The organism is Paracoccus shandongensis (assembly GCF_017315735.1).
Lineage (GTDB): Bacteria > Pseudomonadota > Alphaproteobacteria > Rhodobacterales > Rhodobacteraceae > Paracoccus > Paracoccus shandongensis.
Map to the genome: position 1 here is coordinate 15,955 of NZ_JAFLRK010000033.1, position 21,639 is coordinate 37,593.

Annotated in this window: 20 protein-coding genes and 1 pseudogene; 11 read left to right on the forward strand and 10 right to left on the reverse strand. The window is 66.8% G+C overall.

The window, feature by feature from the left end; all coding sequences use genetic code 11:
- Positions 1-40: 40 nt before the first annotated feature.
- Positions 41-763 carry a zinc-ribbon domain-containing protein gene (locus JX613_RS16210; RefSeq protein WP_207102508.1) on the forward strand — a complete coding sequence of 241 codons (723 nt, stop codon included), beginning with the start codon at positions 41-43 and terminating at the stop codon, positions 761-763.
- On the opposite strand, the gene JX613_RS16215 is transcribed toward JX613_RS16210, so the two are convergent.
- From JX613_RS16215 to argH, 4 genes are all read right to left on the reverse strand, one after another.
- On the reverse strand, positions 764-3,232 hold the full coding sequence (locus tag JX613_RS16215) for a DUF4175 domain-containing protein (RefSeq protein ID WP_237168632.1): 2,469 nt from the start codon (positions 3,230-3,232) through the stop codon (positions 764-766).
- A 62-nt stretch (positions 3,233-3,294) separates the two neighbouring features.
- The gene (gene lysA / locus JX613_RS16220) at positions 3,295-4,560 is read right to left on the reverse strand and encodes a diaminopimelate decarboxylase (protein WP_207102509.1); all 1,266 of its coding nucleotides are present in this window, start codon (positions 4,558-4,560) and stop codon (positions 3,295-3,297) included.
- Entirely contained in the window at positions 4,560-4,709 is a 150-nt protein-coding gene (locus JX613_RS16225; protein WP_207102510.1) for a hypothetical protein, read from the reverse strand. Before JX613_RS16225 ends, lysA begins: the two co-directional genes overlap by 1 nt.
- Positions 4,706-6,109, reverse strand: a complete 1,404-nt coding sequence (argH, locus tag JX613_RS16230) for an argininosuccinate lyase (protein WP_207102511.1) — start codon at positions 6,107-6,109, stop codon at positions 4,706-4,708. The genes JX613_RS16225 and argH overlap by 4 nt, the downstream gene beginning before the upstream one ends.
- A gap of 23 nt (positions 6,110-6,132) precedes the next feature.
- On the opposite strand from argH, the gene JX613_RS16235 reads away from it, so the two are divergent.
- Complete coding sequence (locus tag JX613_RS16235; RefSeq protein WP_207102512.1) at positions 6,133-6,681, forward strand: TlpA disulfide reductase family protein; 549 nt, start codon at positions 6,133-6,135, stop codon at positions 6,679-6,681.
- On the opposite strand, the gene JX613_RS16240 is transcribed toward JX613_RS16235, so the two are convergent.
- Positions 6,656-7,237, reverse strand: a complete 582-nt coding sequence (locus JX613_RS16240; protein ID WP_207102513.1) for a DNA-3-methyladenine glycosylase I — start codon at positions 7,235-7,237, stop codon at positions 6,656-6,658. The two genes, JX613_RS16235 and JX613_RS16240, sit on opposite strands and share 26 nt — an antisense overlap.
- Before the next feature lie 146 nt (positions 7,238-7,383).
- Here JX613_RS16240 and JX613_RS16245 point away from each other — a divergent pair, with 146 nt between their 5' ends.
- The 3 genes from JX613_RS16245 to phbB all read left to right on the forward strand — a co-directional run bounded on the left by JX613_RS16245 (position 7,384) and on the right by phbB (position 10,237).
- On the forward strand, positions 7,384-8,154 hold the full coding sequence (locus JX613_RS16245; protein WP_207102528.1) for an EAL domain-containing protein: 771 nt from the start codon (positions 7,384-7,386) through the stop codon (positions 8,152-8,154).
- Between the two features lie 101 nt (positions 8,155-8,255).
- Positions 8,256-9,428, forward strand: a complete 1,173-nt coding sequence (locus JX613_RS16250) for an acetyl-CoA C-acetyltransferase (protein ID WP_207102514.1) — start codon at positions 8,256-8,258, stop codon at positions 9,426-9,428.
- 83 nt (positions 9,429-9,511) lie between these two features.
- Positions 9,512-10,237, forward strand: coding sequence for an acetoacetyl-CoA reductase (gene phbB / locus JX613_RS16255; RefSeq protein WP_207102515.1), 726 nt, complete (start codon positions 9,512-9,514; stop codon positions 10,235-10,237).
- 72 nt (positions 10,238-10,309) lie between these two features.
- On the opposite strand, the gene JX613_RS16260 is transcribed toward phbB, so the two are convergent.
- From JX613_RS16260 to JX613_RS16270, 3 genes are all read right to left on the reverse strand, one after another.
- Entirely contained in the window at positions 10,310-10,474 is a 165-nt protein-coding gene (locus JX613_RS16260; RefSeq protein WP_207102516.1) for a YdcH family protein, read from the reverse strand.
- A 63-nt stretch (positions 10,475-10,537) separates the two neighbouring features.
- Entirely contained in the window at positions 10,538-11,293 is a 756-nt protein-coding gene (locus JX613_RS16265; protein ID WP_207102517.1) for a tRNA1(Val) (adenine(37)-N6)-methyltransferase, read from the reverse strand.
- Positions 11,286-11,495, reverse strand: a complete 210-nt coding sequence (locus JX613_RS16270) for a putative signal transducing protein (protein ID WP_154765863.1) — start codon at positions 11,493-11,495, stop codon at positions 11,286-11,288. The genes JX613_RS16265 and JX613_RS16270 overlap by 8 nt, the downstream gene beginning before the upstream one ends.
- A 78-nt stretch (positions 11,496-11,573) precedes the next feature.
- Between JX613_RS16270 and JX613_RS16275 the strand changes: the two genes are divergently transcribed.
- From JX613_RS16275 to JX613_RS16290, 4 genes are all read left to right on the forward strand, one after another.
- Positions 11,574-12,575: a polyprenyl synthetase family protein gene (locus JX613_RS16275; RefSeq protein ID WP_207102518.1), complete on the forward strand. Its 1,002-nt coding sequence runs from the start codon at positions 11,574-11,576 to the stop codon at positions 12,573-12,575.
- A 272-nt stretch (positions 12,576-12,847) separates the two neighbouring features.
- Positions 12,848-14,251 (forward strand): ammonium transporter, encoded by a 1,404-nt coding sequence (locus JX613_RS16280; protein ID WP_207102519.1) that lies wholly within the window; start codon positions 12,848-12,850, stop codon positions 14,249-14,251.
- Between the two features lie 161 nt (positions 14,252-14,412).
- Positions 14,413-16,662 (forward strand): transglycosylase domain-containing protein, encoded by a 2,250-nt coding sequence (locus tag JX613_RS16285; protein WP_207102520.1) that lies wholly within the window; start codon positions 14,413-14,415, stop codon positions 16,660-16,662.
- A 431-nt stretch (positions 16,663-17,093) separates the two neighbouring features.
- The gene (locus tag JX613_RS16290) at positions 17,094-18,044 is read left to right on the forward strand and encodes a hypothetical protein (RefSeq protein ID WP_207102521.1); all 951 of its coding nucleotides are present in this window, start codon (positions 17,094-17,096) and stop codon (positions 18,042-18,044) included.
- A 154-nt stretch (positions 18,045-18,198) separates the two neighbouring features.
- On the opposite strand, the gene JX613_RS16295 is transcribed toward JX613_RS16290, so the two are convergent.
- Together JX613_RS16295 and JX613_RS16300 are read right to left on the reverse strand one after the other, a co-directional pair.
- Positions 18,199-18,801: an MlaC/ttg2D family ABC transporter substrate-binding protein gene (locus JX613_RS16295; protein ID WP_207102522.1), complete on the reverse strand. Its 603-nt coding sequence runs from the start codon at positions 18,799-18,801 to the stop codon at positions 18,199-18,201.
- Positions 18,791-19,546 carry an MlaA family lipoprotein gene (locus JX613_RS16300; RefSeq protein WP_237168634.1) on the reverse strand — a complete coding sequence of 252 codons (756 nt, stop codon included), beginning with the start codon at positions 19,544-19,546 and terminating at the stop codon, positions 18,791-18,793. Before JX613_RS16300 ends, JX613_RS16295 begins: the two co-directional genes overlap by 11 nt.
- A 139-nt stretch (positions 19,547-19,685) precedes the next feature.
- Here JX613_RS16300 and JX613_RS16305 point away from each other — a divergent pair, with 139 nt between their 5' ends.
- Positions 19,686-21,437 (forward strand): type I secretion system permease/ATPase, encoded by a 1,752-nt coding sequence (locus tag JX613_RS16305; RefSeq protein ID WP_207102524.1) that lies wholly within the window; start codon positions 19,686-19,688, stop codon positions 21,435-21,437.
- Positions 21,434-21,639: pseudogene (locus JX613_RS16310) on the forward strand (hypothetical protein); the annotation flags it as partial. The gene JX613_RS16305 and the pseudogene JX613_RS16310, both read left to right, overlap by 4 nt.

The following is a 21,639-nucleotide window of genomic DNA, read 5'->3' on the forward strand; positions in this document are numbered from 1 at the left end:
GCTTGATAGAACAGCCACAAGGCGAATGCGAGGGGTCGGGATGGCGGAAATACGGTTGATCTGTCCGGGCTGCGCCGCGGAATACCGCCTGCCCGACACCGCGATCCCCCCCGAGGGGCGCGAGGTCGAGTGCAGCGCCTGCGGCCATGTGTGGTATGCCACGGCCCAACCCCCCAGCCTTCCGCCCGCAGGCGACCCGCCCCGCCCCTCGGCCCCGGCCGAGGACCAGCCCAGGTTGAGCCGCCCCCTGCCCGCGTCCGTCCTGGACATCTTGCGCGACGAGGTCGAACACGAACGCCGCGCCCGCGCGGCCGAGGGCGAGGCGGCCCCCCTGCCCGCCTCGTCCGCCCTGCCCCGCGTGGGGCTGGACCCGGAATGGCCCGCCACGACCATCACCACGGCCATCACGCGCCATGTCGATCCAAGGCCGGTCGCGCCCGTGCCTGCACCGGCCAGTCCCGCACCCGCGCCCGCACAACCCATGCGGACGGAACCGGCAGAACCCCTGCCGCAGGCGGAACGCCCCCTGCCGGACCAGATGTCTTCCCCTGCGCCGGTTCCTGCCTCGTCCCCCGCGCGCACGGGCTATGCGGCAGGCTTCGGCCTGGCCGCCATGCTGGCCGCCGCCTGCGTGGCGCTCTACCTGCTGGCCCCGGCGTTGTCCAAGCAAGGTTCCCTGGGCGAGGGGCTGATGCAGCTTCGCGGGCAGGTGGACGAGGCGCGGCTGTGGCTTCAGGACCGCGTGACCGGGCCGGCCCGCTGATCAGAAGCGGTCCAGCAACCGGCCCAGGTAATCGCGTTCCGCCTCGGGGCGTTCGGGCTGGCCGCTGCGGCGGCGGATTTCGTCCAGCAGGTCGCGGGCGCGGCGCGCGGGATCGACGCCCTCGGCCAGCGGGTCGCCTCCGGCGATGACATTGCCGTTGCCGTCGCGCTGGCGGCCCAGCGGATCCAGGGCGGGGCGCTGGTCATAGTTCTGCCCCTGGGCACCCGCACGGTCGCCGCCGCCGGGTTGCCGGCCTTCCTGCCCCTGCTGCTGTCCTTGTTGCCCCTGCTGGCCCTGGCTTTGCCGGTTCAGCATGTCGCCCAGGGCGCGCATCCCCTCGCGCATCGATTCGATGGCATCGGCCTGGCGCTGCAAGGCGCCGCCGGTATCGCCTTCGCGCAGCGCCCGTTCGGCATCCTCCATCGCCCGGCCCGCCTCGTCCAGTTGCCGCCGTGCCGCGTCGCCGCCCTCGGACCCCTGGCCCGGCAGCAATCCCTGCTGCTGGCCCAGTTGATTGCGCAACTGGCGCTGGCGGTCGGCCAGTCCTTCGGCATTGGGCGAGGGCTGGCCCATCTGGCCCTGGCCGAACTGGTCCTGCATGTCCTGGAAGGCCTCGTCCGACAGGCGCTGCTGTTCGCGCAGGGTCTCGGCCAGGCGGTTCATCGGCTGGTTGCCGCTGCTGCCCTGGCCCTGCCCTTCGCCGCCCTGGCCCTGCCGGACCTGCAGGTTTTCCATCATGCGGTTGAACTGTTCCAGCAATTCCTGCGCCTCGGCCATGCGGCCCTCGTTCATCAGGCGCTGGATTTCGTCCATCATCTGCTGGATCTGGTCGCCGGTGATCTGCTGGCCCTGCTGTTCCCCGGTGAATCGTTCCGCCGGATCCTGCTGCCCTTGTTCCGCCAGCATCTGCGTATAGGCATCCGTTGCCTCTTTCAGCTCATCCATCAGGCGCTGGATTTCGTCGGGGCTGGCGCCGTTGCGGATCGCCTCGGACAGCTTTTCCTGCGCCTGGCGCATCCGTTCCAGGGCGTCGGACAGCCCGCCATCCTCAAGCTGGATCGCGGCCTGCCACAGCGCCTCGGCCAGGTCGTCGCGGGCCTTGTCGGTCAGCCTCTCGCCCTCCAGCAGCGTGACCGCGCCGCGCAGTTCCAGATACAGCGGCTGTTCGACAAATCCCTGGGGCTGCCAGGTCACGGCGCGCAGGATCTCGGCGCTGCGCCCGGCATTCTCGCGCGACCACAGCAGGTCGCGCCGCATCTCGATCAGCGCGGCGGCCAGGGGGTCGAAGAAGCGCCGCCCCGGCAGGACGGTGCGCATGGGTTCGGCCTGGCCCACCTGCTCGATCCCGTCCAGGGCGCGCAAGCTGACGCTGACCGGCAGGTTGGCCCAGGGGTGGCGCGACAGATCCTCGGTCAGCTGGCCCTTGACCTGGTGGCGGTCGCCGCGCGGCAGGGGCAGGGCCAGTTCGACCGGCTGGCGCGGCTCGGGGTCGATGGCCAGGCCGAAGCGGCGGTCCACGGCGGCCAGATCCAGCGCGATCACCGCCTGGCCCGAGGCGACGCCGTGATCGTCGCTGGCCTCGAAATCCTGGACCATCCGGCCGTCCGCGCGCCGCACCGGAGCGGCCCCGGCCCGGATCGCCGGGGCATTGTCAGGCAGCACCGTCACGTCCAAGCGCCGCCCGGCGACCTCGATCGCGCCCGACTGCTCGGCCCGGAAGCCGGGGGCCTGCGGATCCTCGCCGATCGCGGGGCCGATGTCCTGCGTGACGGTTGCACCGTTTCCATACAGGCGGAAGGTCACGGCGCTGCCCTTGGGCAGGTCCAAGGGCTGCCCCTCGGCCAAGGCGTTCAGGTAGATCGTCGGGCGGCGGGTATAGGCCGGGGGTTCGGCCCAGCCTTCCCAGCTTGGCCCCACCGGCACCGCATCCGCCATCGGGCGGGACACGGTCGCGGCCAGGGCCTCGATCCCCTGCCCCATCTGCGCCGCACCGCCAAAGACCAGCGCCATGACCAGGGCCACCAACCCCGCCAGCCGCAGGGCAAAGGGATCGCGCCGCGCCAGCCCCGCATCGGGGCGAACCGCCTGCGCAAAGGCCGCGCGCGCCTGCATCTGCATCAGATGCGCCTGCCACAGGGCCCCTTCGCCGCCAATGGCCGCGTGGTCCGACAGCGCCGCCAGGGGCCGCCCCGGCAGGGTGCGGTCCAGCCGGTCCAGGGCATCCGCCATGCGCACCCGGCGAAAGCGCATCCCGCCCCGGACCGCCACGCCGACCAGCACCAGCAGCACGGCGCCCGCCAGCCAGGGCAGCACCGGCCCGGGCACGGCGGCCACAACGCCAAGCGCGAAGGCGGCAAAGACCAGGGCCAGCACGGTGGCCAGCGGCCAGAAGGCGCGCGCCGCCTGTTCCCACACCATCCCCCAGCGGGTCAGGCGCAGGGCGCGGGCGACAGGCCCCTTCTTCTTCATGAAAATATCCCGGGGGTCCGGGGGCAGCGCCCCCGGCTGCGACGTCACATCGGGGTGCCGCGTCAAAGCCATTCCGGGATGCTATCCCGGGCCAGCATTTCCTCAAATGTCGGCCTTGCCCTGATGACGGCGAAGTGATCGCCGCTGACCAGGACCTCGGGCACCAGGGGGCGGGAATTGTATTCCGACGCCATCACCGCCCCGTAAGCCCCGGCCGAGCGGAAGGCGATCAGGTCGCCCGCCGCCATGTCGGGCAACTCCGCGCCCTTCTGGAAGGTGTCCCCCGATTCGCAGACCGGCCCCACCACGTCGAAAGGCCGGACCGATGCGCCCACCGCAGGCTCGACCACCGGAACGATGTCGTGATGCGCGCCATACATGGCCGGGCGGGCCAGGTCGTTCATGGCGGCGTCCACGATCAGGAAGTCCCGTCCCTCGCCCTCTTTCACATAGATCACCTGCGACAGCAGGATTCCCGCATTTCCGACGATGTTGCGGCCCGGCTCGATCTCGATCTCGCAGCCCAGGTCGCCCACCGTGTCGCGGATCACCTGGCCGTATTCGATGGGCAGGGGCGGCGCGTTGTTGTCGCGGCGATAGGGGATTCCAAGCCCGCCCCCCAGGTCCAGCCGCGTGATCGCATGGCCGTCGGCCCGCAGGGCGCGCGTCAGGTCCGCGACCTTGGCATAGGCCGCGCGGAACGGGTCCAGGTCGGTCAACTGGCTGCCGATATGCACGTCCACGCCGACGACCTGCAAACCGGGCAGCGACGCCGCCTCGGCATAGACCTCGCGCGCCCGCGCGATGGGAATGCCGAACTTGTTCTCGGATTTTCCCGTGGCGATCTTCTCGTGCGTTTTCGCATCAACGTCCGGGTTCACGCGGACCGCCACGGGCACCACGGCGCCCATGCTGTCGGCCAGCGCCGACAGCGCGCGCATCTCGGGCTCGCTTTCCAGGTTGACCTGGCGAATCCCGCCCTCGATGGCCTGCCGCATCTCGGCCAGCGTCTTGCCCACGCCGGAAAAGACGATCCGGTCGCCGGGCACGCCAGCAGCCTTCGCCCGCGCGTATTCCCCGCCCGACACCACGTCCATCCCCGCACCCAGATCGCCCAGCAGCTTCAGCACCGCCAGGTTGCTGTTGGCCTTGACGGCAAAGCAGACGAGGTGATCCGTCCAGTCCAGCGCCTGCCGGAACAGGCCGAAATGCCGCGTCAGGGTGGCCGCCGAATAGACATAGACCGGGGTGCCGACCTGGGCCGCGATGCGCGACAGGGGCACATCCTCGGCATGCAGTTCGCCGCCGTGGTAGTTGAAATGGTCCATTAAAGCTCCGTGATCACGCCCATGGTGGCGTGCCCGGAAATCGAGACGTTGGATTTCGGCGCAGTCTTGGGCGCCGTCGGACGCTCGGGCGGGCCATCGACGCCGCAGGCCGCCAGGGCCGCCACCGCCAGAATCGCCATCCATTTCATGCCAGTTTTCCTTTCCAGCGGGTGATCTGCGCGCGCACCTGATCGGGCGCCGTGCCGCCATAGCTTTGCCGCGAGGCGACGGAATTGTGAACGCCCAAGACGCCGAAGACTTTATCGGTGATCCCCGCATGGACCCCCTGCATGTCGGAAAGCGTCAGGTCGGGCAGGTCGCAGCCCTTGCGTTCCGCCAAGGCCACCAGCGACCCGGTGACGTGATGGGCGTCGCGGAACGGCAGGCCCAGTTCGCGCACCAGCCAGTCGGCCAGGTCCGTCGCGGTGGAAAAGCCCGCCGAGGCCGCAGCCTCCATTTTCTCACGGTTGGCGGTGAGATCCGACAGCATCCCGGTCATCGCGGCCAGCGCCAGCATCAGGCTGTCGGCGGCGTCGAAGACCTGTTCCTTGTCCTCCTGCATGTCCTTGGAATAGGCGAGCGGCAGGCCCTTCATCACCGTGAACAGCGCCACCGTCGCCCCCAGGATGCGGCCGATCTTGGCGCGGATCAGTTCGGCGGCGTCGGGGTTGCGCTTCTGCGGCATGATCGACGACCCGGTGGACCACTTGTCCGACATCGACACGAAGCGGAACTGGGCGGACGACCAGATCACCAGCTCTTCCGCCAGCCGCGACAGGTGGACGGCGCAGATCGAAGAAGCCGACAGGAACTCCAGCGCGAAATCGCGGTCGGACACCGCGTCCAGGCTGTTGGCCATCGGCGCGTCAAACCCAAGCGCCTCGGCCGTGGCATGGCGGTCGATGGGATAGCCCGTCCCGGCCAGCGCCGCCGCGCCCAGGGGCGATTCGTTCATCCGCCGACGCGCGTCCTGGAACCGCGACAGGTCGCGGCCGAACATCTCGACATAGGCCATCATGTGATGGCCCCAGGTCACCGGCTGCGCGGTTTGCAGATGGGTGAAGCCCGGCATGACCCAATCCGCCCCCGCCTCGGCCTGCGCCAGCGCGGTGCGGATCAGCGCCCGCAGCGCGTCGATGGCCGCGTCGCACTGGTCGCGCACCCACAGCCGGAAATCCGTCGCCACCTGGTCATTCCTGGACCGCCCCGTGTGCAGCCGCCCCGCCGGTTCGCCGATGATCTCCTTCAACCGCGCCTCGACATTCATGTGAATGTCTTCCAGTTCGGTCCTGAACGGAAAATCCCCCGCCTCGATCTCTGACAAGACGGTGAGCAGGCCTTCCCTGATCGCCTGCGCGTCGCTATCGCTGATGATGCCTGTTGCTGCCAGCATCGCCGCATGGGCCCGGCTGCCCCGGATGTCCTGGGCGTAGAGCCGCCGGTCGAAGCCGATCGAGGCGTTGATCGCCTCCATGATCGCGTCGGGACCTGCGGCAAAGCGCCCGCCCCACATGCTGTTGGCGGCATCCTGTTGCGGCCGGTCGGTCATTCTTGCGCCCCTCGGAGGTCTTCATGCTGCGTTCCGCCCTGCTTTATACGGCCCTGCTTTTCGGTGCAAACGCCGCCTTCGCGGGCCCGGTGGACTGGCAGGCCGCGAAGGACGCAGGCCTGGTCAAGCTGGTCCCGGCCGAGGAACCGGCGCCCGTGTCCGACATCGCCTTCACCGATCCCGAAGGCGGGACGCACAGCTTGGCCGACTACAAGGGCAAGGTGGTGCTGCTGAACTTCTGGGCCACCTGGTGCGCCCCCTGCCGCGAGGAAATGCCGTCCCTGGATGCCCTGCAATCCGAGATGGGCGGCGAGGATTTCGAGGTCGTGGCCATCGCCACGGGCCGCAACGCGCCCGAGAAGATCGACAGGTTCTACGCGGAAACCGGCTTGCAGAACCTGCCCGTCCTGCTGGATCCGCGCCAGCAGCTTGCCCGCGCCATGGGCGTGGTGGGCCTGCCCGTGACGGTCCTGATCGACCGCGAGGGCCGCGAGGTCGCCCGCCTTCTGGGCGAGGCTGACTGGACCAGCGAACCCGCCAAGGCCGTCATCCGGCAGCTTGTGGCTGACTGAGCGCGGCGTGGCGGTGGCAGGTGGTGACGTGGTCGTTCACCATGCCCGTCGCCTGCATGAAGGCATAGGTGATCACCGGCCCGCAGAAGGTGAATCCGCGCTTCTTGAGGGCCTTCGACATGGCGGTCGATTCGGGGGTGGCGGTCGGAACCTCGGCCATGCTGGCGAAGCGGTTCTGGATCGGCTGGCCGCCCACGAAGGACCACAGCCAGGGCGCGAATCCCTGTTGTTTCTCGATCTCCAGGAACAGCCGCGCGCCCTTCACCGCCGATTCGATCTTGCCGCGATGGCGGACGATGCCGGGGTTCCGCAAGGCGCGGTCGATGCGCGCCGCGTCCCATCCTGCCACGCGTTCGGGGTCGAAGCCGTCGAATTCTTCACGGAACGCCTCGCGCTTGCGCAGGATGGTGATCCAGGACAGGCCCGCCTGGAAGCCGTCCAGCACCAGCTTTTCCCACAAGGCGCGCCCGTCGCGTTCCGGCACGCCCCATTCCGTGTCGTGATAGGCGACATACAGCGGGTCGGTCCCGCACCAAGGGCAGCGGTCGGTGATCATGCGTTAACCCTTACTCCAGAAATCCCTGCGCGTTTACGGCAAATTAGGCGATTATCGCTATCAGGAAACACGGAATGATTGCGTGATAAGGGGTTGACGTGACCGACGCGAACCTGCCTGGCAAAGGCTCTCCGCTGGAATTTGCGATGGACCAGCAAAGCAGGCTGACCATGCCCTCGGTCCGGCTTGCGGTGGAAAAGGGAAACGGCGTGCTGGCCTTCCAGCCCGTCGTGCAGGCGCAGCGGACCAACCGCCCGGCCTTTTACGAAGGGCTGATCCGCATCATCGACGATTCGGGCCGCATGGTGCCCCTGCGCGACTTCATGCCGGTGGCGGAAACGACCGAACTGGGCCGGCAGATCGACTGTCTGGCCCTGTCGCTGGGCCTGAAGGCCCTGTCCGAGGAGCCGTCGCTGCGCCTGTCCATCAACATGTCGGCGCGGTCCATCGGCTATCCCGAATGGATGCATATCCTGCGGGGCGGGGTCGCCGCCGATCCCCAGGCCGCCGAACGGCTGATCCTGGAGATCACCGAAAGCTCGGCCATGGGCCTGCCGGACGAGGTGAAATCCTTCATGCGCGAGGTGCAGCGTTACGGGATCAGCCTGGCCCTGGACGATTTCGGGGCGGGCTATACCTCGTTCCGGTACCTGCGGGATTTCTGCTTCGACATGATCAAGATCGACGGGCAGTTCATCCGCGAAATCTCGACCCATCCCGACAACCAGGTGCTGACGCGGGCGCTGATGTCCATCGCCCATCACTTCGACATGTTCACCGTGGCGGAAATGGTGGAAACGGCGGACGACGCCAGCTTCCTGATCGACAGCGGCATCGACTGCCTGCAGGGCTATTACTTCGGGGCGCCGACCATCGCGCCGCCCTGGAAATCCCCGCCCTCGGTCGCGCTGCGGTAAGGGCATGTCCGACTTTCCGCCGATCTGCTTGACGCGACGGCACGAACCCGCATCCTGTTCTCGATTCGCCAGCCATCTGGCATCGAGGGAAGGAGCCCGTCATGACCAAAGCCGTTATCGTTTCCGCCGCCCGCACCCCGGTCGGCAGTTTTATGGGGTCGTTTGCCAATACTCCGGCGCATGACCTGGGCGCTGCCGTCCTGGCCGAAGTCGTGGCCCGCGCGGGCATCGACCCGGCCGAGGTCGATGAGACGATCCTGGGCCAGGTGCTGACCGCGGGCCAGGGCCAGAACCCCGCCCGCCAGGCGCATGTCAAGGCGGGCCTGCCGCAGGAATCGGCGGCCTGGGGGATCAACCAGGTCTGCGGGTCGGGCCTGCGCGCGGTGGCCCTGGCGGCCCAGCACGTGATCCTGGGCGATGCCAAGGTGGTTCTGGCGGGCGGCCAGGAAAGCATGTCGATGTCGATGCACGCGACCTATCTGCGCGCGGGGCAGAAGATGGGCGACATGCAGATGGTCGATACGATGATCCGCGACGGGCTGTGGGACGCCTTCAACAATTACCACATGGGCACCACGGCGGAAAACGTCGCGCAGAAATGGCAGATCAGCCGCGACCAGCAGGACGAATTCGCCCTTGCTTCGCAGAACAAGGCGGAAGCCGCGCAGAAGGCGGGCCGGTTCGACGACGAGATCGTGGCCTTTACGGTGAAGACCCGCAAGGGCGACACGGTGGTGGACAAGGACGAATACATCCGTCACGGCGCGACCATCGACGCCATGCAGAAGCTGCGGCCCGCGTTCTCCAAGGAAGGCTCGGTCACGGCGGGCAACGCCTCGGGCCTGAACGACGGCGCGGCGGCGGTGATGGTCATGACCGAGGATGAGGCGAACCGGCGCGGATTGACGCCGCTGGCGCGCATCGCGTCCTGGGCCACGGCGGGGCTTGATCCGGCGATCATGGGCACCGGCCCGATCCCGGCCAGCCGCAAGGCGCTGGAAAAGGCCGGCTGGTCCGTCGGCGATCTGGATCTGGTCGAGGCCAACGAAGCCTTTGCCGCACAGGCCTGCGCCGTGAACAAGGACATGGGGTGGGATCCCGCCATCGTGAACGTGAACGGCGGCGCCATCGCCATCGGCCACCCCATCGGCGCCTCGGGCTGCCGCGTGCTGAACACCCTGCTGTTCGAGATGAAGCGCCGCGACGCGAAGAAGGGCCTGGCCACGCTGTGCATCGGCGGCGGCATGGGCGTCGCCCTCTGCGTCGAACGATAGGCGAAATGGCGCGCAATGATGTTGCGTGCCATCTTCTTGCCTTGTAGCAATATTTCAGGGCCGATTTTCAAGGGAGGGGTTCCATGTCCAAGGTTGCACTTGTCACCGGCGGGTCGCGCGGCATCGGCGCGGCGATTTCAAAGGCGCTTCAGCAGGCGGGCTATACCGTCGCCGCCACCTATGCGGGCAATGACGATGCCGCGAAGGCCTTTACCGAGGAAACCGGGATCAAGACCTACAAGTGGTCGGTGGCCGATTACGACGCCTGCGCGGCGGGTATCCGGCAGATCGAGGAGGAGGTCGGCCCCATCGCCGTGCTGGTGAACAACGCGGGCATCACGCGCGATGCGATGTTCCACAAGATGACGCCCCAGCAGTGGAAAGAGGTGATCGACACCAACCTGACCGGGTTGTTCAACATGACCCATCCGGTCTGGTCGGGGATGCGCGACCGCAAGTTCGGTCGGATCATCAACATCAGCTCGATCAACGGGCAGAAGGGCCAGGCGGGGCAGGCGAATTACAGCGCGGCCAAGGCGGGCGACCTGGGCTTCACCAAGGCGCTGGCCCAGGAAGGCGCGCGGGCGGGCATCACCGTCAACGCGATCTGCCCCGGCTATATCGCGACCGAGATGGTCAAGGCCATCGACGAAAAGGTGCTGAACGAACGCATCATCCCGCAGATCCCGGTGGGCCGCCTGGGCGAGCCCGAGGAGATCGCGCGCACCGTGGTGTTCCTGGCATCCGACGATGCGGGCTTCATCACCGGATCGACCATCAGCGCGAACGGCGGGCAGTTCTTCGTCTGACAAGCCTGTCCCGAACGGCCACGGCCCGCGCTGATCGCGCGGGCCGCCTTGAATCTGTCACCGTTCAACAGATCAGTGGGACAGCCGGGTGATTTCTTCCTTGAGACGAAGTTTCTCGCGCTTCATGGCCTTGATCTGGGTGTCGCTGGCACCTGGGCTTCGCTGCTCTCGTTCGACAGCCTCGGACAGCACCTGGTGTTTCTTGCGCAGTTCCTCGACGTGGGAAGCAACCGACATCGCGTCCTCCTGTATAGGTTGAGTCGAACAGGGGGATTGCAGCACAGGCCCGCGATTCTGTCACTAAACTTTTGTAAAGAATCGGACCAGTGGCGAACCCTTGCGCAGCACCGCCGAGGCCGCGTCCGTCAGGTCCTCGCGGTCGCCCGCATGGGTCGCTTCGCCGTGCATGACAAAGGGCGCCAGAAGCCGCAGCGGCCCCCGCGCGCCCTTTGTGGCTTGGACGATCACCCGCCCCGCCTGATGCCCTGCGCGGCCCGCAACGGGCAGGATCGCCACGGATCCCGCCCGGCCCGACAGGGCGGCCAGGATGGCGTCCAGCCGGTCGGCCCGCTGGATCAGCGTCAAGATGCCGCGGGGCCGCAACCGGCGCAGGCCCGCGTCGACCCAGGCGGCGAGCGGCGTTTCCTCGCACCGGGCCCGGGCGCGCCCGCCATCGGGCGCGGGGGTGCCGCCCAAGAAATACGGCGGATTAGCGATCACATGGTCGAAGGCCATCGTCCGCAATTCGGCAGGCGGGCGGGCCAGATCGCCGGTCAGCACCTGCATCGCCATGCCGTTCACCAGGGCGTTCCGCCGCGCCAGGTCGGCATAGTCCTCCTGCGCCTCCAGCCCCACCAGCCGCAGTCCCGGCACCCGCCAGCCGAGGCACAGGCTTGCCACCCCTGCCCCGCAGCCCAGTTCCAGCACCGATTGCCCCGCCACCGCCGGGCAGGCCGCCGCCAGCATCACCGCATCGGCCCCCGACCGGAAGCCGGCCTTGGGCTGCGCGATCCGCAGGCGGCCGTCCAGGAAGCCGTCATCCGACAGGTCACTCATCCAGGCCGGCATCGCGCAGGATGGCGCGGGCCATGAATTCGTCGCGGTCCGCCACCATCAGCCGCTGCGGCAGGATGCCAAGGGATCCTTCCAGCACGCTCATGTGCTGGTCCATGGGGAATGCGGGGATCCCCTCGTCCTCCAGCAGGGTCAGGGCGCGGGACATGCGGACGGGATCGTTGCTGCGGAACAGTTCTTTCATGGCCGGAACGCTAGGCGGCGGTTGCGCAATTGTCGAGGGCGTGGCAAGGGACGGGCGCGTCAACAGGGGGTCAAGGCCATGGGTGTGCAGGAAAGCGTCCAGAAACCGCTGGACCGGCTGGCAGAGGCGCTGAGCGCCGAGATGGGCGCGGTCAACGTCCTGATCCGCGACCGGATGTCCAGCGAACACGCCCCCCGCATCCCCGAGGTGACGGCCCACCTGATCGAGGCCGGGGGCAAGCGGCTGCGGCCCATGCTGACGCTGGCCGCCGCACGGATCATGGGATACGGCGGCCCCTTCCACATCCATCTGGCCGCGACGGTCGAATTCATCCACACCGCGACCCTGCTGCATGACGACGTGGTCGATGAAAGCCGCCAACGGCGCGGGCGGCCCACGGCGAACCTGTTGTGGGACAACAAGTCCAGCGTGCTGGTGGGCGACTATCTGTTCGCGCGCAGCTTCCAGCTGATGGTGGAACCCGGCAACCTGCGCACGCTGGAGATCCTGTCGAACGCCGCCGCCACCATTGCCGAGGGCGAGGTGCTGCAACTGACCGCCGCCCAGGATCTGCGCACGGACGAGGGGATCTATCTGAAAGTCGTGCGCGGCAAGACCGCCGCCCTGTTTTCCGCCGCGACCGAGGTGGGCGGCGTGATCGCGGGCGCAACGCCCGATCAGGTGCGGGCGCTGTTCGATTACGGCGATGCCCTGGGGATCGCCTTCCAGATCGTCGATGACCTGCTGGATTACGGCGGGGCCACGGAAACGATCGGCAAGAACGTCGGCGACGATTTCCGCGAACGCAAGCTGACCCTGCCGGTGATCAAGGCCGTTGCCCGCGCCACGCCCGAAGAACGCGCCTTCTGGTCGCGCACCATCGAAAAGGGCGACCAGCGCGACGGCGACCTGGACCACGCCCTGTCCCTGCTGGCCCGCCACGGCGCGATGGAGGCCGCGCGCGCCGATGCCCTGTCCTGGTCCGCCAAGGCCAAGGCGTCGCTGGCCAGGCTGCCCGCCCATCCGATCCGCGACATGCTGGCGGACATGGCCGATTTCGTGGTCAGCCGCGTCGCCTGACCCCTGCCCCGCAAGGGCAGGCCGCCCCCGGCTTGCCTTTGGCCTTTCTTTGCCAATTCAGGGGTTTCGCCGCAGGCCATGCACGGCAGGCGGGTGCCCGAAAAACATGCCCTGCCTGTATTTCATGCGGCAGCCGTTCATGAAGCCAAGAAATCGGGCATTCCCCGTTTGCCCCTTTCCCCAGCCTGCCTGACGTCTGTGCAAGCGCCGCAAAGCCCCCCATCAGAAGGCATCGGCGGCGCGTCCGGTGCCGCGTTGAAGGGGATTCGATGATGAAAAGGGCTGCTCCCTTTGTTGCCACTGCCGCGATGCTGCTCGCGGTGCCCGCATTCGCCCAGGACGCTGTTGTCGCGGTTCAGGCTGCCGCTCCGGTCCCGGACAAGGGCGACACGACCTGGATGCTGATTTCCGCCATCCTGGTGATGATGATGACGCTGCCAGGGCTGGCGCTGTTCTATGGCGGCCTCGTGCGGGCCAAGAACATGCTGTCGGTGCTGATGCAGGTGCTGACGGTGTTCAGCATGGTGGCGATCCTGTGGGTGGCCTTCGGATACTCGCTGGCCTTTACCGGCGCGGGCACGGCCGCCGACGTGACCGTCCTGACCCCCTATATCGGCGGGCTGTCCAAGATGTTCCTGGGGGGCGTCACCACGGCGTCGAACGTCGAGGGCTTCAGCGCGGGCGTGGTGATCCCGGAACTGTCCTTCGTGATCTTCCAGATGGCCTTCGCCTGCATCGCATCTGCCCTGATCGTGGGGGCCACGGCGGAACGGCTGAAGTTCAGCGCGATCCTGCTGTTCGTGGTGATCTGGTTCTTCGCCTCATATCTGCCGATGGCCCACATGGTCTGGTGGTGGGGCGGCCCGTCGGCCTATGACGCGCCCTCGGGGCTGTTGTTCAGCCATGGCGCGCTGGACTTCGCGGGCGGCACCGTGATCCACATCAACGCGGGCGTGGCCGGCCTGGTCGCCGCGATGGTCGCCGGTCCCCGCATCGGCTATAAAAAGGAACTGCTGGCGCCCCACAACCTGTCCTTCACCCTGGTCGGCGGCTGCCTGCTGTGGATCGGCTGGTTCGGCTTCAACGCCGGATCGAACCTGGAGGCGAACGGCCTGACCGCGCTGGCCATGATCAACACCGCCGTCGCCACCGCCGCGGGCGTGCTGGCCTGGTCCTTCGGCGAATGGGCCTTCCGCGGCCACCCCAGCCTGCTGGGCGGGATCTCCGGCGCCATCGCGGGGCTGGTGGGCATCACCCCGGCGGCGGGCTTCGTAGGCCCCATGGGCGCCATCGCCATCGGGTTGGTCGCGGGCCTGCTGTGCATGTGGTTCGTGATCAGCATGAAGCCGCGCATGGGCATCGACGACAGCCTGGACGTGTTCGGCATCCACGGCATCGGCGGCATCGTCGGCGCGATCCTGACGGGCGTCTTCGCAGCCCCCTCGCTGGGCGGAACGGGCGTCTTCGATTACGGCGCGAACGCGGTGGCGGAATTCTCGATGGGGGGGCAGGTCTGGAACCAGACGCTGGGCGTGGTGATCGCGATCCTCTGGTCGGGCGTGGTGTCCTTTGTCGCGATCCACATCGTCAAGGCGCTGATCGGGCTGCGCGTCACAGACACCGACGAACGCCAGGGCCTGGACATCACCACCCACGGCGAAAACGCCTATAACTGAGGCCGGTCCGACATGGCGAAGGCCCGGCAGCCGCCGGGCCTTTTTGCCTTGGGCCAAATCACGGATTGGTCAGGGCAATTCCCCCCAAGTGATTCTTCGTGTAGGGTGGCGCGCAATTCGGCCGAAGAACGGCCTTGGGCAGTCACGCAGGCATCCGACGCATGAAACGACCGACCGGCACCCCGAAGCGCACGGGCCGCAGCCCTGTTGCCGACAAGCGCATTCCCGCGGCTGACCCGAAACCCCAGGTCCGCCGCCACAAGGCGCCCCGGCGCGGCAATGTGGTCATGCGCACCATCGCCGGAACCGTCGGCCTGGTCTGGCGCATCCTGTGGGGATCGGCCTGGCGGCTGGCCATGGTCATGGTCCTGATCGTCGGCGGGGCCACCGCCTATTTCTATGCCAGCCTGCCCGAACCCGAGGCGCTGTTCGACGCCCGCGCGCGCGGGTCCGTCACCATGCTGGACACCAACGGCAAGGTCTTCGCCTGGCGGGGCGAGACCTATGGCGCCGTCACCAGCGACAGGATCGCCCCGGTCCTCAAGCAGGCGGTGATGGCGACCGAGGATCGGCGCTTCAACTGGCACATCGGGGTCGATCCGGTCGGCATCGCCAGCGCCATCAAGATCAACATGTCCGAAGGGCGCGGCCCGCTGGAAGGCCATGGCGGGTCCACCATCACCCAGCAGGTCGCGAAGCTTCTGTGCCTGGGCGACACATTCGACCCGATCCGCTGGAAGAACGAGGCCGCGTTCGAGGCTGACTGCCGCGTCACCTCGCTGTGGCGCAAGATCAAGGAAGTGCCCTATTCCTTTGCCCTGGAAGCCAAGTATTCCAAGGACGACATTCTCAACATCTACATGAACCGCTCCTACATGGGCGGCGGCGCGCGGGGTTTCGAGGCCGCGAGCCAGCGTTACTTCAACAAGCCCGCCTCCGACGTGACCGCGTCCGAGGCCGCGATGCTGGCGGGGTTGCTGCAAGCGCCCAGCTATTTCGCGCCGACCGCGAACCTCAAGCGCAGCCAGGAACGCGCTAATGTCGTCCTGGGCCTGATGGGCGAGGAAGGCTATCTGACCGATGAACAGGTCGCCGAGGCCCGCGCCAACCCCGCGCGCCTGTCCCAGGCGGCCGAGGCCCGCGCGGGCGGTTACTTCGCCGACTGGGTGATGGAATCCGGCCCCGGTTTCCTGACCAGCGAGACGACCGAGGACGTGACCATCCGCACCACCTTCGACCCCCGCATCCAGACGGCGGCGGAACGGGCGTTGAAGCGGGTCTTCGCCGAAAAGGTCAGCAACAATTCCAAGGCCGAGGCCGCCGTGGTCGTGATGTCCGCCGACGGCGCGGTGCGCGCCATCATTGGCGGGCGCGACAGCATCGTGAACGGCGCCTTCAACCGCGCGGTCCAGGCCAAGCGCCAGACCGGATCCAGCTTCAAGCCCTTCGTCTATGCCGCGGCGCTCGAGGCCGGCTATGGCCCCGGCGACCGGGTCGAGGACGGGCCTCTGACCATCCGCATCCCCGGCGGCAAGCCCTGGTCGCCCCAGAACTATACCCGCCGCTATTACGGCACCGTGACGCTGACCACCGCGCTGAAGCAGTCGCTGAACACCGCGACGATCCGCCTGCAGGAAACCGTGGGCCGCGACGCCGTGCGCCGCATCGCCCATGACTTCGGCATCGTCAGCAACCTGACCACCAGCCCGTCCCTGGGCCTCGGCGCGTCCGAGGCCACGCTGATGGAACTGACCGGCGCCTATGCGGGCATCCGCAACGGCGGCACCTCGGTCGCGCCTTACGGGTTGGTGGAACTGCGCATCGCGGGCGACGACCAGCCGCTGATGGGCCAGTCCGGCGGCATGGGCGCGCGCGTCATCAGCCAGCGCGCGGCGGGGCAGTTGATCTACATGATGCAGCAGGTCATCGACAGCGGCACCGGCACCCGCGCCAAGATGGGCTCGCGCCCGGTGGCAGGCAAGACCGGCACCACCAGCAGCTATCGCGACGCCTGGTTCGTGGGCTTTTCCGAACAGTATGTCGTGGGCGTCTGGATGGGCTATGACGACAACACGCCCCTGAAGGGCGTCACCGGCGGCGGCCTGCCCGCCGAGATCTGGCAGGCGGTCATGTCCGACATCCACGAGGGCCTGCCGGAACTGCCGCTCTCCACGGTATCCCCCGACGGCAGCGGCATCCTGCTGTCGAACGAGGGCGCGCCGAAGGTCGTGACCTCGGGGTCTGCCGACGACCCGCTGGCGGCGGCGCTGGCGGGGGCGGTCAATTCGGCCAATCCCGCGCCGGGCGTGGCGACACAGGTGACGGCGCCGCAGACGCCGGGCGACAGCAGCACGGCGAGTTCGGACGATGCGCTGAGCCGGGCGCTGAACGGGATTCTGGGGGGGAACTGAGGTTCGCGCCTGCCATATGAGCGCTCTTTGAGCCCTGAGCCCTACTTCCTCGTGCTTGCGTGGCTCCGGGCTTTAATCAAGCTTTGCGCATTCACATTGCGAGGCTAATGGTCTTTAGTCATATCGAGGCGCATCAGGCGAAGGTAATGCCAAGCCGCCAAGATAATCTGGCCGGAAATCGACAAAGGCGTAGATGCATCTGCCAAGCATAGCTTATGGCGGATAGAGGATGAACACCGACTCGGATCAATAGGCTCATGCATTACGCAGCGTGACCATCGTGCCCGAGGTCAGGTGATTTCTGACAGAAGAACGACAGGTCGGAAGGTCAAAAACTTGATCCGGCGCCTTGAGCGGCAAACAAAAACTTCTTACACCACCAAAGGTTGTCATTGAGAGCACCATAGGATCAGCTGCAAAGGTACCCAATCTTGGCAATTCTAGAACTTGACTCTTCTGAATACCACCGAATTACTTACCATGAAAACAATCCTGGAAGCGACAAGCTGCTGATATGCTTTTCCCCTCAGGGAGGAGGAATGGGGACGTCTGGCTTTGGCACGGAATTGTGCGCTAGAAATGGATGGAACCACATCTATGTCGGCAAAGCGCAGCAGAGCAAATTCCGGTCACTGACACTGGACAGGTTTGTAACCGCGGTTTTCCCCATCATAGATGGCCGGGATGTCATGGCCTATGGTTCAAGTGCCGGTGGTTATGCAGCTCTGTATTATGGTGGGGCCATCAATGCTCGTATTCTTTCTGCATGCCCTCGCAATAGTCACCATCCGATCAATTATCGAAAACCTCTAATCAGGCGCTTCGGTGAAAAGGAGATCAAGGAAAAAGCGGAGGCATTTTATCATGTCATAAATCTCTCCGACCTGCCGCGATCGACGCACAATCCTGTTGTTGTTTACGATCGATTGCAGACGAAAGATCATCGCATGGTGCAAAAATGGGTCCTGCCAGCCTATCCCGACTGCAAAATCATCAATGTACCGAATTCGGGGCATAAACCATTGGAAAAACTAAAAAGCGTGGGCGGGGTCTCGCACCTTGTTCGTTCTTTCGTAGCGTCTGTCCCCATTGATCGAGAAAAGTTGAAACATAAGCCGGGCTCGATTGAACGACGATTGGATGATGCTGTTGAGATTTTTGAGGCAGGAGATTTCGACAGATGCGCAGAGCTATTGTGCTTGGATTTGGATATATTGAGGCGTGCAGGCCTTTTCGGTATGTACGTTGAAAGCGTTTTTAGATCAAAAAACCAGGCTCACAAATCGAAATTCTCGTCGAGACAGAATGAATTTGTGGCTCTGAAAGACAAGATGAAACCAAAAATGCGCCGCAAGATTGATTTCATTACTTCCATCCCTTGAACTACCAACCTCCAAGTCAGAAATCCCCGCCTCTTGCGGGGGTTCTGTATTTGCGAAAGCTTCGTAAAGGCGGCACAGGCGCGGTGTCCAGTTTGTCCAACAAAGCGGGCCACAAGGCTTTTAGACAAGATCAGAACAATAGCGCTAGCCAACCCTACCCCGCCGCCTGCAAATCCGCCGTCAGCCCCGCCAGATCCCCCCGCCGCGTTGTCAGCATCGCGGCGATCTCGGCGCGTTCGCTGGCCAGCATGTTCACGCCCTCGATGATGATGTTGAAGAACCTGTCGCGGCCGGACTTGTTCGACACATGCCATTCCACCTCCATGGGCGCGCGGCCGTTCAGATAGGCGACCGAGGTGACGGCGTAGAAGCTTTTCAGCGGGCGCGCGCCCGTCACCTCGATCCTGGATCCGATGAACTCGCGGAACCGCTTGCCGTATTTTCGCCCGATATAGCCCTGGAACGCCTGGGTATAGGCGGCAAGCGCGCCTGCATCAGCCTGCCGCGCGGCGGGGCCGAGCGCGGATCGGGCGATCACGTCCACATCGGCATAGCGCACGAAGATCGATTCAAAGTCGCGATACATTCGGGCGGGTGGTTGGCCCGAGTTGATGACCTGGTAGACCTCGCCCAGGGCGGTGCTGATCAGCACGCTGGCCTGGTTGGCGTCCAGCGCCCAAGCCTCGCGCAGGGGCGCCAGCGCCAGCGCCGCAGCGCCCCCGAACAGGGTCAGGAAACCGCGCCGGTCATTCGGCATAAGGGTCGATGGCGTCGTCCGCAGCATATGGGTCAATGTCGGTTCCCCCCTCGTTCAGTTCATGGCGGCGGTGCATCAGGTAGATCAGCCGCAGTTGCGCATAGCTATCCGCACTGTCCTGCAGCACGCTATCCACCGTGTCGCCGAATCGCGCCCGATCACCGGCTTTTGAGGCCGCGCGCAGGCCAAAGGCCGCCCATGCCGCGTCCCGGTGCAGCAGGTGATAAAGCGGGTCGATCACCAGATCGACGACCTTGCCCGCCGCGTCCCGCTGCGTCGAGGGGCCAAGCACCGGCAGTTCCAGATAGGCGCCCTCGGGGACGCCCCAGACGGCCAGGGTCTCGCCGAAATCGGTGTCGTGTTCGGGCAGGCCGAAATCTGTCCCGGCCGGATCGAGCAGACCGCCGATTCCCAGCGTCGAGTTGACGGCAAAGCGGAAGAAGTTCTTGATCGCAGGCTCGGGACGGCCTTGAAGCAGGCTGTTCGCCACCTTCCCCGGCAGCGACAGGTTGGCGCCCGCGTTGATCACCAGATCCATCGTGCCCGGGCCCGCGCCATCGTTCCCATCGCCAGCCAGCCGGGCGACCGGACCGATCACCCGCTGGTCCACGGCCTTGTTGAAGGCATGGACGCGGCGGTTCTGCGCCTCGAAGGGGTCGTTGACTCGGATGCCGTCCTGCATCACAGGCTTGGACGCGCAGCCCGCCAGGGCCAGAAAAAGGGCCAGCGGGGCGGCAAGGGACAAGGGGCGCAAAGGATCTCCTAACCTTTTTGGCATAGAGCGGGTATAGGAACCGATCAGGATTCGACCGCGGCATTGGGGATCCGCATACTGGCGCTCAGGTCCGGCAGCAAGGCCGCCGGGCAGAACGAGGATGTGATAGATGAGCAAACCGCCTGTATTCCAGGATGGGGCAAGGGAGTTGCGCAAGGCGCGCGCCGCGGGAATGCCGCTGTTTGCGGCGGTTGCGCTGTTTTCCGCCGTGGTGAACCTGCTGATGCTGACCGGGCCGCTGTTCATGCTGCAGGTTTACGACCGCGTGCTGGCGTCGCGCTCGGTCGAGACGCTGACGGCGCTGTTCGTGCTGGTGGTGTTCCTGTTCCTGCTGATGGGCTTCATCGACTTCATCCGCACCCGCGTAATGGGGCGCATCGCCGTCCGCTTCCAGGACCGGATGGAGGGGCGCGTCTTCACCGCCGCGCTGCGCGAGGGGGCGATTTCCGGCGACGAATCGGCGGCGGCGGCCAGCGGAATGCGCGACCTGGACGCGGTCCAGCGGCTGATCGCCTCGCCCGTGCTGCTGGCGGTCTTCGACCTGCCCTGGGCGCCGCTGTTCCTGGCGGCGGTCTATATCTTCCATCCGCTGCTGGGCGTGGTGGCGACGGTGGGCGGCGCGATCCTTGTCTTCACGACCATGGCCAACCGGGTGCTGACCAAGGCGCCCCTGCAACAGGCGAACATCGCCTCGGCGCAGGCGCAGCGCATGGCCGATCTTTACCGCGACGAGGGCGAGGTGATCGGGGCCCTGGGGATGCGCAGCGCGACCTATGCCCGCTGGCGCAAGGCGCGTTCCGAGGCGCAGGAGCAGACGGTGAAGGGTGCCGACCTGTCTTCGGGCTTCACGGTCTTTTCCAAGAGCTTCCGGCTGTTCCTGCAAAGCGCAATGCTGGCCGCTGGCGCCTGGCTGGTGCTGCAGCAGGCGGTGACGCCCGGCGCGATGATCGCCAGTTCCATCATGATGGGCCGGGCCCTGGCGCCGGTCGAACAGCTTGTCAGCGGGTGGCCTGCGGTGCAGGCCGCGCAGGATGCCTGGGACCGGCTGGCCCGTCTTTTGTCGCGCCAGCCCGCGCAGGTCACGCACACCCCCCTGCCCCGCCCCGAGGCCATGCTGGAGGTGCGCCAGTTGTCCGTCGCGCCCCCGGGGCAGAACGTGGCGACGGTGCGCGGCGTGTCCTTCAGCGTGGCGCCGGGCCAGGCGCTTGGCGTGATCGGACCTTCGGGCGCGGGCAAATCGACGCTGGCCCGCGCGCTGATCGGGGCCTGGCCGGTGGGCGCGGGCTCGATCCGCCTGGGGGGCGCGACGCTGGACCAGTATGACCCGGATGTGCTGGGCAACCTGATCGGCTATCTGCCCCAGCAGGTGACGCTGTTCGACGGCACCATTGCCGAGAACATCGCCCGCCTTGCGCCCGAACCCGACCCGGCGCGCGTGGTGCGTGCGGCGCAGGCGGCGGCGGCGCACCAGATGATCCTGGACCTGCCGCAGGGCTATGACACGCGCATCAGCCAGGCGGCCGGGCGGCTGTCGGGCGGGCAGATCCAGCGGATCGGGCTGGCCCGCGCGCTGTATCCCGACCCGGTGCTGCTGGTCCTGGACGAGCCGAACTCGAACCTCGACAACGAAGGCTCGATGGCGCTGAACGCCGCGATCCGGCGGGTCAAGGCGCAGAACGGCTGCGTGATCATCATGGCGCACCGGCCGGCGGCCATCAATGAATGCGAATTGCTGCTGGTCATGGAACAGGGGATCCGCCGCGCCTTCGGGCCGCGCGACAAGGTGCTGCAGGAAATGGTGCAGAATTCCCAGCAGATCCTGAAATCGCAGGAAACCGGCCGCACGGGAGGCGTGTCATGAGCGACGAGGTGAAAAAGCCCGAGGAGGGCCAGACCCCTCCGCCGCGCCCCTCGGGCATCCAGACGGGGATCCTGTCCAGCCGCATCGGCGCGCCGGTCGAGGGGCCGATCCCCGGCCCGACCGTGCGTCCGGCCGTGGCTGCGGCCCCGGTTCCCCCGGCGCCTCCGGTCCAGCCGCCCGCGCCGCCCCGGCCCATCGCGCC